The sequence below is a fragment of the Polynucleobacter sinensis genome, assembly GCF_001595985.1.
Classification (GTDB): Bacteria; Pseudomonadota; Gammaproteobacteria; order Burkholderiales; family Burkholderiaceae; genus Polynucleobacter; species Polynucleobacter sinensis.
Window position 1 is genome coordinate 292,030 of sequence record NZ_LOJJ01000003.1, and the last position, 12,675, is coordinate 304,704.

The following is a 12,675-nucleotide window of genomic DNA, read 5'->3' on the forward strand; positions in this document are numbered from 1 at the left end:
TGATTAATCTTCAGTATTTATCAAATAAAGGTCTGATCACATGAACCAGAATCATTTCCAGTCTGAGAATTTAGAGCCTAAAGGTTTAGGTTTGGTTCCAATGGTCATTGAAACCTCTGGTCGAGGTGAGAGGGCCTATGATATTTACTCTCGCTTATTAAGAGAGCGCGTTGTTTTCTTGGTTGGCGAAGTTAATGATCAAACGGCAAACTTAGTGATTGCCCAGCTACTGTTCCTCGAGAGCGAGAATCCAGATAAAGAAATTTCTCTGTACATCAACTCTCCAGGAGGTTCTGTTTCTGCTGGTTTGGCAATCTATGACACCATGCAATTTATTAAGCCCCATGTCAGCACCTTGTGCATGGGTATGGCTGCAAGCATGGGCGCATTCTTGTTATGTGCCGGCGAAAAGGGCAAGCGTTATGCATTGCCCAATTCTCGCGTGATGATTCATCAGCCTTTAGGCGGTGCACGAGGCCAGGCTTCCGATATCGAAATTCAAGCTCGTGAAATTTTGTACCTACGTGAGCGATTGAATAAGATTTTGGCCGACCGCACCGGTCAGTCCATTGAGACGATTGCTAAAGATACGGATCGCGATAATTTCATGTCTGCTGAACAAGCCCAGGAATATGGCTTGATCGATAAAGTTATCGATAAGCGTCCTTAATTCGACTATTACCTAGATCTATATTTTGAGCGATACAAACTCCAACAATAGCGCAGAGAAAGTTCTTTATTGCTCCTTTTGCGGCAAGAGCCAGCATGAAGTCAAGAAGTTAATTGCTGGCCCCTCAGTCTTTATTTGTGACGAATGCATTGATTTATGCACTGATATTATTCAGGAAGAGCTGGCAAAACTGCCAAAAACTGAAGGTGATGATTCATTACCAACACCACATCAGATTCGTGAGAACTTAGATCAATACGTCATTGGTCAAGACCATGCAAAGAAAACTTTAGCAGTAGCGGTTTATAACCACTATAAGCGCTTACAGTATTTGCCTAAGCCAAAAAAAGAGAAGTTGGATAAAGATGGCAAGCCCGTTGAAGTTGCCGATAAGAAGGAATCCAAAACACCAGCTAAAGCCATGGTAGATGGCGTAGAGCTTGCTAAGAGCAACATTTTGCTTATCGGCCCAACTGGGTCTGGCAAAACCTTACTAGCTCAAACTCTGGCTCGCATGTTGGATGTACCTTTTGTTATGGCTGACGCAACAACGCTGACTGAAGCGGGTTATGTTGGTGAAGACGTTGAAAATATCATCCAAAAACTTCTGCAAGCTTGCGATTACAACGTAGAAAAAGCCCAACGTGGCATTGTATATATCGACGAGATCGACAAGATTTCTCGTAAGTCAGACAATCCTTCAATTACGCGCGATGTTTCTGGCGAGGGTGTTCAGCAGGCTTTATTGAAATTGGTAGAAGGCACCATGGCTTCCGTCCCGCCACAAGGCGGCCGTAAGCATCCAAATCAGGATTTTTTACAAGTTGATACAACCAATATTCTCTTTATCTGTGGCGGTGCTTTTGATGGCCTAGAGAAGGTGATCCAACAGCGTACCGCTAAGACGGGAATTGGCTTTAACGCTACCGTACCCGGCAAGGATGATCGTGGAGTCAGCGACCTTTTGGTTGAAGTGGAGCCGGAAGATTTAATTAAGTTTGGATTGATTCCGGAGTTAATTGGCCGCTTGCCAGTTGTTGCTACTTTAGCCCAATTGGACGAAGCCGCTTTAATTCAGATTCTCACCGAACCTAAGAATGCCCTGGTAAAGCAATATCAGGCTCTTCTGACTATGGAAGGTTCGGAGTTGGAGGTTCGCCCAGCTGCACTGTCAGCCATCGCTAAAAAGGCGATTGCGCGTAAAACTGGTGCTCGTGGGCTGCGCTCTATCCTTGAGGGCTCTCTCATGGATGTCATGTATGACCTACCATCCCTTAAAAACGTCCAAAAAGTCGTTATCGATGAGAGTACTATTGCTGAAGGTGGAAACCCCATTTTGGTCTATAAGCAGGGTGAGCAATCCGAAGAATTGAGCAAAAAAGCTTAATTTTTTACTTTTTTAGTGGTTTTCAGCCAGGTTTTGCTCATATTTGGCATATTTACCCCTTGTTTTTTACTGAGGGGCTCCCATATAGGTAGTATCCTATTCTTGAATAATGACCGTATCTAGTGGTACGGCAAATTTAGAGATTTTTACGGAATGACTATTTTGGAGGAATTGCCCCATGCCTGGCCACTTATTATTACCCTCTGAACCCATTCAACTACCTTTGCTCCCGTTAAGGGATGTAGTGGTGTTCCCACACATGGTGATCCCACTCTTTGTAGGTCGACCAAAATCCATCAAAGCGCTTGAAGCCGCTATGGAAACAGGCAAAAACGTCCTTTTGGTTGCCCAAAAGACTGCTGCCAAGGATGAGCCTGGTGTCGAAGATCTTTATCAGGTCGGTTGTATTGCCAACATTCTCCAAATGTTGAAGCTGCCTGATGGCACTGTCAAAGTGCTGGTCGAGGGCGTTCAGCGTGCTGATGTCACTCAAGTGGAAGATAGTCAAGGCTATTTCAGCTGTGAGGCGACGCCTACACCGGTTAATTCAATTGATGCACATGAAACTGAAGCATTACGACGCGCCATCATGGCGCAATTTGATCAGTATGTGAAATTAAACAAAAAGGTTCCACAGGAAATTCTATCTTCCCTAGGTGGAATTGACGATCCAAGTCGTTTGGCCGATACGATTTGCGCACATTTACCAGTCAAATTGGAACAGAAGCAACGCCTGCTAGAAATGACCGATGTCGTTCAGCGCTTGGAAAGCCTTTTAGCTGACCTCGAGAGTGAGATTGATATCTTGCAGGTAGAGAAACGCATCCGTGGACGGGTGAAGCGTCAGATGGAAAAGAGTCAGCGCGAGTACTACCTTAACGAGCAGGTCAAAGCGATCCAAAAGGAGTTAGGTGAAGGTGAAGAGGGCGCTGATCTTGAGGAACTCGAGAAGCGCATCAAAGCAGCACGCATGCCTAAAGAGGCATTGAAGAAGGCTGAGTCAGAGTTGAAAAAACTCAAACTCATGTCACCAATGTCAGCAGAGGCAACGGTTATTCGTAACTTTATCGACACCTTGGTGAATCTTCCTTGGAAGAAAAAAACCAAGATCAATAATGATCTGGCCAATGCTGAAAAAGTATTGGATGAGGATCACTATGGCCTGGATAAGGTCAAAGAGCGTATCTTGGAATATCTTGCGGTTCAACAGCGAGTTGATCGTGTTAAAGCGCCAATTCTTTGTTTGGTTGGCCCTCCAGGCGTTGGTAAAACATCCTTAGGTCAATCTATTGCACGCGCAACCAATCGTAAGTTTGTGCGTATGGCATTAGGTGGCGTGCGTGATGAATCAGAAATTCGTGGTCATCGTCGCACTTATATTGGCTCAATGCCCGGTAAGATTTTGACGAGCCTAACTAAAGTGGGTGTGCGCAATCCTTTATTCCTCTTGGATGAAGTTGACAAGATGGGCATGGACTTCCGTGGTGATCCAGCTAGTGCCTTGTTAGAGGTTCTCGACCCAGAACAAAATCACACTTTCCAAGATCACTATGTTGAAGTTGATTTTGATCTGTCTGATGTGATGTTTGTTGCCACCTCAAATTCATTGAATATTCCCGGCCCATTATTGGATCGCTTGGAAATTATTCGCTTAGCTGGTTATACAGAAGATGAAAAAACCAGCATTGCGAAAAATTATTTAATACCTAAGCAGATTAAAAATAATGGCTTGAAGAAAGATGAGTTAAAAATTGAAGAATCTGCTGTACGGAATATGATTCGCTATTACACGCGCGAGGCCGGCGTTCGTTCTCTGGAACGTGAAATCAGTAAGATCTGCCGCAAGGTAGTTAAGCTGTTGCTGCTGAAGAAAGAAGCGGCGCCAGTAACTGTTAATGCCGATAATTTAGAGAAGTTCTTATCCGTGCGGATGTACGACTTTGGTCTTGCTGCCAAAGAAAATCAAGTTGGCCAGGTTACCGGTCTGGCTTGGACGGAAGTCGGTGGTGACTTATTAACCATTGAGGCGGCAGTAATGCCTGGCAAGGGTGTCATTACGCGCACAGGCTCGATCGGCGACGTCATGAAAGAGTCTGTTGAGGCAGCAAAAACCGTAGTTCGTTCCCGGGCAAGAGCGCTTGGAATTGCCGATGAGGCATTTGAGAAGAAAGATATTCACATCCACTTCCCGGACGGTGCCACGCCAAAAGATGGTCCATCTGCTGGTATTGCGATCACAACGGCTTTGGTGTCTGTTTTCACAGGCATTCCAATTCGTTCGGATGTGGCTATGACTGGTGAGATTACCTTGCGTGGTGAAGTGCTTCCGATCGGTGGCCTGAAAGAGAAGCTATTGGCAGCGCATCGAGGTGGGATTAAGCTTGCCTTGATCCCAGAAGAGAATGTCAAAGACTTGATCGATATACCGGATAACGTAAAGAATGCTATCGAAATCGTGCCAGTACGCTGGATCGACAGAGTTCTCGAGCTAGCCCTAGAGCGCAAGCCTGAAGCATTGCCCGATCCGACGCCAGAAGAGTTGGCCAAAAAAGCAGCCGAGGCTAGTAAGGCGACTGAAAAACTGTCTTCCGGGGATGCCTTAAAGCACTGATTGATATAGCTTAGTGAGGATGTTGAAGGGATTTTTTGGTTTGGGGAGAATGGTTTTTTCTCTGATTTTCCAAAGAATCCCAACTTTATTTCCACACTAGGTTACAATCTCGTCTGTATTAAATTGGGGCGCTTAGCTCAGATGGTAGAGCGTCTGCCTTACACGCAGAATGTCGGCGGTTCGATCCCGTCAGCGCCCACCAGTTTCCCCAATCCCATTTCACATCTATATACGGCTTTCTAGATTCACTAGACCCTTAGCCTAGTACACTCGTATCATTGTCTTTATTTCCGAGCGATTATTTCATGTTTGATACCGTACGTAAGCACCAAAAGATTTTGCAGCTTGTTTTAATGCTGTTTATTGTTCCTTCATTTGCCATGTTTGGCATCTCTAGCTATTCCAGTTTTATGGATAAGGAAACTGATATCGTCAAAGTGAATGGCAAGCCAATTAGCTCGCAAGAAGTTGATATCGCAGCGAAACGACAAGCAGAACGCGTTGGCGGCAGTCCTCAAATTACCCAAAGCCTACCATTTCGTCAGGCAATCTTAAATGAGCTATTGCAGCAACGCATTTTGGGTTTTGCAGTTAGCGACCTTCGTTTACAAGTTAGCAAGCAAGAGTTAATTAATAGCTTGCAAAAGATTCCTCAAATTCGCGCTCTATACCGAGAAGATGGTGCTTTTGATGACGTTCGTTTCAAGCAGTTATTGGCAAGTAATGGCATGAATGAAGAGCAGTTCTATGCCGGTCAAAGTTTTGAACTCAAAATTGCTCAACTAGTAAATTCGGTCGCTCGAACTGAATTGGCAAATCCCAAGCTTGCTGGAATTATCTCCTCCTTGTACGAGACGGAGCGCCAAGTTCAAACCTTACAATTTAATGCGAAGGATTACCTAAGCAAGGTCAGTCCAACCGCAGATGAACTCAAGGCCTACTACCAGGCTAATTCAACATTGTTTGAGCGCCCTGAATTTATCGACGTGGAATACATTGTCCTCAAGGCTGATCCAAAAGAAGACGCCAAATCCTTTAATGAAAAGGCTGATCAGTTTGCCAACCTCACTTATGATCAATCAGACAGTCTTAAGCCTGCCGCTGATAAATTGAAGCTGACTATTCAGACTCAAAAGGGTGTTACTCGTGCTGGAGCTTCTGGGTTATCTAAAGATCATCCTTTGACAAATCCCAAGCTTGTGCAATCTCTCTATGGTGATGAGGCGCTTAAGAATAAGCGCAACACTGAAGCTGTTCAAGTATCACCAGGCGTATTTGTTTCTGCCCGTGTTGTTACCTTGCATCCAGCCGAAATTCTTCCCTTCGAGCAAGTTGCAGCCGAGGTGAAGCGTCAAGTAAGTCAACGTGCCGCTGAGAAGCTAGCTATTGCTGCTGCAAATGACAAGTTCGCTGCACTCGAAAAAGACCCTAAAAATGTATCTGGATTTGCTAGCCCAACTTGGATCTCACGCAATAAGCCTGGAAATCTTGTTGGACCATCTTTAGATGAAGTCATGTCGGTTAGTGCTGATAAATTACCAGCAGTATTGACTGTTTCCAATCCTGGTGTTGGCACCACTATCTATCGCATTGATCAAGTTCGTCAACCTGCAACAACTGATGCGAAGGTGCATAAAGCGCAAGCACAGCAAATCCAAGCTCTTGCTGCGCAATCTGAATTTGCGGCTTTTATGGCGTACTGGCGTGACGGTGCAAACGTAAAAGTTATCAATCCACTCAAACCACTAAGCAGCGGTGGGGCAGGCGGTTAAGTTAGCGATTCGCTTGCTTTAAAAGATGTTGATATGGGGCCATTGCGCCCCATACGTTTTTGAACATGATGCTTTGCGCCTCTACGTTTGGGTGAATACGATCTGCCTGAAATAAGTCAGCCCTCTCAGCTACTCCTTGCAGGAAAAAGGGAAGAAATTCAATTTTTTCGTCTTTGGCTAAGGTTGAATATAGCGCTCTAAACTTAGAGGTGTATTCCTGCCCATAGTTGGGCGGTATTTGCATGCCCAGGAGAAGCACTTTGGCTCCTGATTGCTTCGCCATTCGGATTATTTTTTTCAAGTTACCTTCAGTTTCAGAGAGAGGTAGTCCACGCAAGGCATCATTTGCCCCAAGCTCAATAATGACAATCCCTGGCTTTTTTTGCTGCAGGAGGGCAGGTATTCTTGCCGCTCCGCCGGAGCTGGTTTCTCCGCTGATGCTGGCATTAAAAATGGTCCATGGACTATTCTCTTTTTTTAGCTGTGCATCCATTAGATTGACCCAACCAGAATTGCGCGGCAAACCATATTCTGCAGATAAGCTATCTCCGAGCACCAAAATGACGGGATTTGTTTGCGCCCAGGAATGAATACTCAGAAAGAGGCAAAATAGGCCTGTCCATATTGTTTTGGCATTTAAATACTTAGTGTGCATGATCAATTCTAGAAAATCCCAATGAGCCTTCAAGCCAAATCTATCGTTGCAAGCCATGTCGGCAAAACAGTTAAAACGGTTGATGGAGACCTTAGCATTTTGCATGACATTGACTTTGAGATTGAGTGTGGGGAAAGCGTTGCAATTGTGGGAGCATCTGGATCGGGTAAAAGTACCTTATTAAGCCTTCTTGCAGGCTTGGATCTCCCATCCTCTGGTCAGGTGGTGCTCATGCGTCAAAATCTTAATGAATTGAGTGAGGATGGGCGAGCCCAATTGAGGGGTCAGCATGTTGGCTTTGTTTTTCAGTCTTTTCAGCTGCTTCCTCAGTTAAACGCCCTTGAGAACGTCATGCTTCCCCTCGAACTGGCAGGGGTTGGAGTGCTAGAGGCCAGGGAAAAGGCGTGTTTTTGGCTCGAAAGAGTGGGGCTTTCGGGTCGGTTGAGTCATTTTCCTAAGACTCTATCTGGGGGTGAGCAGCAGCGTGTGGCATTGGCTAGGGCTTTTATTAACCAGCCTGCTATTCTGTTTGCCGATGAGCCCACAGGAAGTCTTGATGAAACTAGTGGTTTAAGGGTGATAGAGCTTCTTTTTGAGCTAAATCAAGAGAGTTCTTCGACCTTGGTATTGGTAACTCATGATCAGGCCTTGGCTGGACGGTGTGGTCGTCAATTGCTACTCAGGAGTGGGCGCTTAGATTGATCAAAACCTTATAATCTAGGGATGTCATCATTCTGTTGCTTGCCCGGGGCAAATGCCCTTTCAGCCTTCCGCCAACAGCGACTTTTAGCATCGCTTGCCGCCCAAGGAATTCAACTTGAGTCCATAGAGGCTCAGTATCTTCATTTCATTTGGTCTGAGTCGCCCTTGGACCCCAAAGCTACCCAGGTTTTAGAGAGTCTTCTAACCTATGGACAGCCTTTTCAATCGCAAATGAAGGAGGGTGGCTCATGGTTTAGCAAGGGCTCTTCTGTGCGCACAGCAATTGCGATTCCACGTTTTGGAACTGTCTCTCCATGGGCTAGCAAAGCAACTGACATTGCGCATCAATGCGGCTTAAGCATTCTAAGAATTGAGCGCGGCATTCAGTACAGCATGCAATCCAAGAAGGCGTTAAGTGATGAGGAAATGCAGCTGGTATTAGCCGCCTTACACGACCGCATGACTGAGGTCATTATTTCTGATGCCCATGAAGCAAGCGCCCTGTACCAAGCTTTGCCCGATCGCCCGCTTGCGCGTATCCCAGTTTTATCAGAGGGTAGAGCTGCTTTAGATAAAGCAAATCAAGATCTTGGTCTTGCATTATCGGATGATGAGGTTGCCTATCTTGCAGAAAACTTCACTCGCCTAGAGCGCAATCCAAGCGATGTTGAGTTGATCATGTTTGCTCAAGCAAATAGTGAGCATTGTCGTCACAAGATCTTCAACTCGAGCTGGACAATTGATGGGGATGACCAAGAGAAATCTTTGTTTGCGATGATTCGCAATACTCATCAACTACAACCTGAAGGAACCATTGTTGCCTACTCCGATAACTCAGCTGTTATGGTGGGTTGTGAATCTGAAACTTGGGTTCCACAAGGCAAAGAACATCGCTACGAAAAAGACACTCGATTGGTTCATACCTTAATGAAGGTGGAGACCCACAATCACCCAACGGCAATTGCCCCATTTCCTGGTGCATCTACTGGTGCTGGCGGTGAAATCCGTGATGAAGGTGCAACTGGAGTGGGCGGTCGCCCTAAGGCAGGTTTAACTGGTTTCTCCGTTTCAAATTTGAATATCCCTGGTACTGATTTGCCTTGGGAGTCGGAGAAATACGGCAAGCCAGAACGTATCGCTACACCTCTGCAAATTATGATTGAAGGCCCTTTGGGTGGCGCCGCATTCAATAATGAATTTGGTCGCCCAATTCTGGGCGGTTATTTCAGAGTATTTGAGCAAACACTTGAAGGTGTACGTCGCGGCTATCACAAGCCCATCATGATTGCTGGTGGTATTGGCAGCATCGACTCTATACATACTGCCAAAAAAGAGATCAAAGCAGGGCATTTACTTATCCAGTTGGGTGGTCCTGGTATGCGCATTGGTATGGGTGGTGCAACAGGCAGCTCCGTAGCTACCGGAACTAATACTGCAGATCTCGATTTCGACTCTGTCCAACGCGGCAATCCTGAGATGGAGCGTCGTGCGCAAGAAGTTATTAATGCTTGTCGTGCAATGGGTAAAAACAATCCGATTGTCTCCATACATGATGTTGGTGCAGGTGGTTTGTCTAATGCATTTCCTGAGCTAGCTGACGGGGCAGGGCTCGGAGCAAAATTCAAGCTACGCAATATTCCACTTGAAGAAAGCGGCATGAGCCCGGCTGAGATCTGGTGTAACGAGTCACAAGAGCGTTACGTTTTAGCTATTGAATCAAAAGATCTTGATCTATTCAAATCTCTTTGTGAGCGGGAGCGTTGTCCATTCGCAGTGGTTGGCGAGGCTACTGCCCAGCGTCAACTTCAATTGAGCGATAGCAAGCAATTGCCTGATGTTGACGAAGCAATGCCGATTGATATGCCAATGGAGGTATTGCTTGGTAAACCGCCCAGAATGCACCGCGATGTCAAACGAGTTACTCAGCATTTTGAGGAGTTAGACGTCACTGATGTAGAGCTATCACAGTGCGTTGCCTGGGTTCTTCAGCAACCCACAGTAGCTAGTAAATCATTCTTAATTACGATTGGCGATCGTACAGTTGGCGGATTAAATGCACGAGATCCTTTTGTTGGCCCATGGCAAGTTCCCGTAGCGGATTGTGCTGTGACCATGATGGACTATAAAGGCTATCGCGGTGAAGCAATGAGCATGGGCGAACGCACTCCATTAGCCGTGATTGATGCGCCTGCTGCTGCCAAAATGGCTGTTGGTGAGGCGATTACCAATTTGCTCGCTGCCGATATTCGACGCCTTGAGGATGTGAAACTTTCAGCAAACTGGATGGCAGCATGTGGATCGCCTGGTGAGGATGCCAAGTTATATGATTCAGTAAAAGCCATTGGCATGGAGCTCTGTCCCGCTCTTGGAATCTCTATACCAGTCGGCAAGGATTCTCTGTCCATGGCAACCGCTTGGGAGGAGGGCGGCAAAGCCAAGAAAGTTATCTCGCCAGTTTCATTAATCATTTCTGCTTTTGCCTCTGTTCAAGATGTTCGCAAAACAAGCACTCCCTTATTGAAATTAAAGGATCGCTCAGGAACATCTCTTGATACCGAGTTGATTTTGATTGATTTGGGTCGTGGCAAAAACCGGATGGCTGGAAGCATCTTGGCTCAGGTTCTCAATCAGTCGGGCAAGTCAGCTCCAACAGTAGATCATCCTGAGGATCTTAAGGCGCTGGCTAGTGCCATCATCGAGCTTCGCAAAGAAGATAAGTTGCTTGCATATCACGATCGATCCGATGGTGGACTTTTTGCCTGTATTGCCGAGATGGCATTTGCAACGCACTGCGGTATTTCCATGAATGTAGACATGATTGCAGTCGATGTTGGGCAGGAGTCTGACTGGGGTGATGCCAAGAATTGGGCGCAACAAGTTTCAGGTCGTCGTCATGAGCAGACTTTGCGAGCATTATTTAATGAAGAGTTGGGTGCGGTTATTCAAATTCGTAAAGAAGATCGCGAGTCGGTATTTGCTATTTTGCGTAGATTAGGCCTTAGCGCATATAGCCATGTGATTGCAAAACCCAATACTAATGGTCGCATTGAAATTTGGCGCGATGCTAAAAATATCTTTGCTGAACCACGTGAAGTCCTGCAGAAGATGTGGGCTAATACCAGTTATCAAATCGCACGTTTGCGTGACAATCCTGATTGCGCCGACAGCGAATTTAATTTGCTAAATGACCTGGCTGATTCAGGCATGTCACCAAAACTGACCTTTGATATCTCCCAAGATATTTCAGCGCCATTTATTATGCAAAACGCAAAACCTAAGGTAGCTATTTTGCGCGAGCAGGGCGTCAATTCTCATGTAGAGATGGCGTATGCCATGAGCTGGGCTGGTTTTGATAGTTATGACGTTCATATGTCGGATCTATTGTCTGGTAAGGCAAAACTTGATGATTTCAGAGGCTTGGTAGCCTGTGGTGGATTCAGTTATGGCGATGTGTTGGGTGCTGGCGAGGGTTGGGCAAAGACCATTCTCTTTAACGCGCAATTACGTGATCAGTTCTCCTCATTCTTTAATCGTCAAGATAGTTTCGCATTAGGCGTTTGTAATGGCTGTCAGATGATGAGTAATCTTGCGGGAATCATTCCTGGCGCAGAAGCCTGGCCTAAGTTTACGCGCAACCAGTCCGAGCAATATGAAGCGCGTCTAGTTATGGCTGAAGTCATGGACTCTCCATCAATCTTCACCCAAGGAATGGCTGGTAGTCAGTTGCCGATTGCAATCGCTCACGGTGAGGGTTTTGCCAATTTTAGTCAGCAAGGAGATTTGGCAACCCTTCAAAAGCAAGGCTTAACAAGTCTTAGATTTCTAGATCATCAAGGCAAGCCAACGGAAACCTACCCAATGAATCCCAATGGTTCGCCTGGTGGACTTACTGGCGTTACTACTCCAGATGGTCGTTTTACCGTAATGATGCCGCATCCTGAACGTGTATTTAGGTCTGTGCAGATGAGTTGGTGCCCGCCAGAGTGGCTCGATTCCACTGATGGCGCGAGTCCATGGATGCGCTTGTTCCGCAATGCAAGATCTTGGGCAAAATAGGCCATTAGGAATTTGTGTGAGTAATACTTCCTTGGCAATGGAGCCCGTAACATTTTCTGAAAGCGGTGGTATTCGCTATCTACATTTTGGTACGGAGCTCATTCAAGGCGCGATGCGTATTCGAGACCCAGATGAAATCTATCTTGAATACAACCAGCAAATGATGGCTTGGTTGCTTTTCTTAGAAACTAAGCCTGGTATGCAGGTCGCCCAACTAGGTCTTGGTACAGGCGCATTAACTAAATTTACATATCGTTACTGCCCGGCAGTAAAGTCTACTGTAGTTGAATTAAACCCTGCGGTCATCGTATCTGCCCGCAGCATGTTTGATACTCCGGGTGATGATCGTCGCCTAAAGACACTTCAAACAGATGCTAAAGTCTTTGTTCAGGATCCAAAATATCGAGATCATTTTGATGCGGTTCAGGTAGATCTTTATGATGCTATCTGCGATGGTCCAGCTGCCAGCTCATTAGAATTCTATCAAGGTTGTTACGATATTTTGAAGTCTCCTGGAGTTCTCACGGTAAATCTCTTTTCACGACACAAGAGTTTTGATATCAACCTGAATAACATTTGCGAAGCCTTTCACAACAGAGTTTTGCTTTTTCCAGAATCACACGACTGCAATGTCGTTGCCATCGCATTTAAGGGGCCGCTTCTAGACGTTGAGTGGAAAGAGGTTTCTAAACGCGCGAAGCTCATCCTAGAGAGGACTGGCTTAGCAACTAACACTTGGGCCTCTGGTTTACATCGTGAAAATGCTAATCAGGAAAATAGATTGCACATTTAACTGTTTGCACGATAACAAAAAAGGCGATC

At 45.9% G+C, this 12,675-nt stretch carries 8 protein-coding genes and 1 tRNA gene; 8 read left to right on the forward strand and 1 reads right to left on the reverse strand.

The features are described 5' to 3' along the window. Positions 1-40 precede the first annotated feature (40 nt). From clpP to AOB49_RS05245, 5 genes are all read left to right on the forward strand, one after another. Positions 41-670: an ATP-dependent Clp endopeptidase proteolytic subunit ClpP gene (gene clpP / locus AOB49_RS05225; protein ID WP_062308713.1), complete on the forward strand. Its 630-nt coding sequence runs from the start codon at positions 41-43 to the stop codon at positions 668-670. Positions 671-695: 25 nt separating this feature from the next. Beyond that, complete coding sequence (clpX, locus tag AOB49_RS05230; protein ID WP_062308715.1) at positions 696-2,057, forward strand: ATP-dependent Clp protease ATP-binding subunit ClpX; 1,362 nt, start codon at positions 696-698, stop codon at positions 2,055-2,057. A 178-nt stretch (positions 2,058-2,235) separates the two neighbouring features. Next, positions 2,236-4,668, forward strand: a complete 2,433-nt coding sequence (gene lon / locus AOB49_RS05235) for an endopeptidase La (protein ID WP_062308717.1) — start codon at positions 2,236-2,238, stop codon at positions 4,666-4,668. A gap of 126 nt (positions 4,669-4,794) precedes the next feature. After that, a tRNA-Val gene (locus AOB49_RS05240) sits at positions 4,795-4,870 on the forward strand. A 103-nt stretch (positions 4,871-4,973) separates the two neighbouring features. After that, on the forward strand, positions 4,974-6,440 hold the full coding sequence (locus AOB49_RS05245; protein WP_062308719.1) for a peptidylprolyl isomerase: 1,467 nt from the start codon (positions 4,974-4,976) through the stop codon (positions 6,438-6,440). A 1-nt stretch (position 6,441) separates the two neighbouring features. Here AOB49_RS05245 and AOB49_RS05250 read toward each other — a convergent pair whose 3' ends face one another. Next, on the reverse strand, positions 6,442-7,095 hold the full coding sequence (locus AOB49_RS05250; RefSeq protein ID WP_062309337.1) for an arylesterase: 654 nt from the start codon (positions 7,093-7,095) through the stop codon (positions 6,442-6,444). Positions 7,096-7,116: 21 nt separating this feature from the next. Here AOB49_RS05250 and AOB49_RS05255 point away from each other — a divergent pair, with 21 nt between their 5' ends. The 3 genes from AOB49_RS05255 to AOB49_RS05265 are packed head-to-tail and all read left to right on the forward strand — an operon-like array spanning position 7,117 to position 12,646. Further along, on the forward strand, positions 7,117-7,797 hold the full coding sequence (locus tag AOB49_RS05255) for an ABC transporter ATP-binding protein (protein WP_062308721.1): 681 nt from the start codon (positions 7,117-7,119) through the stop codon (positions 7,795-7,797). Positions 7,798-7,818: 21 nt separating this feature from the next. Next, a complete protein-coding gene (gene purL / locus AOB49_RS05260; RefSeq protein ID WP_062308723.1) occupies positions 7,819-11,853 on the forward strand; it encodes a phosphoribosylformylglycinamidine synthase in 4,035 nt (1,344 codons plus the stop codon). Positions 11,854-11,869: 16 nt separating this feature from the next. After that, the gene (locus tag AOB49_RS05265; protein WP_245640620.1) at positions 11,870-12,646 is read left to right on the forward strand and encodes a spermine/spermidine synthase domain-containing protein; all 777 of its coding nucleotides are present in this window, start codon (positions 11,870-11,872) and stop codon (positions 12,644-12,646) included. Positions 12,647-12,675: the final 29 nt, after the last annotated feature.

Coding starts and splice junctions, on each gene's coding strand:
- clpP (WP_062308713.1), top strand. CDS start 41: ATGAACCAGAATCATTTCCAGTCTGAGAATTTAGAGCCTAAAGGTTTA.
- lon (WP_062308717.1), top strand. CDS start 2,236: ATGCCTGGCCACTTATTATTACCCTCTGAACCCATTCAACTACCTTTG.
- AOB49_RS05245 (WP_062308719.1), top strand. CDS start 4,974: ATGTTTGATACCGTACGTAAGCACCAAAAGATTTTGCAGCTTGTTTTA.
- AOB49_RS05250 (WP_062309337.1), bottom strand. CDS start 7,095: ATGCACACTAAGTATTTAAATGCCAAAACAATATGGACAGGCCTATTT.
- AOB49_RS05255 (WP_062308721.1), top strand. CDS start 7,117: ATGAGCCTTCAAGCCAAATCTATCGTTGCAAGCCATGTCGGCAAAACA.
- purL (WP_062308723.1), top strand. CDS start 7,819: ATGTCATCATTCTGTTGCTTGCCCGGGGCAAATGCCCTTTCAGCCTTC.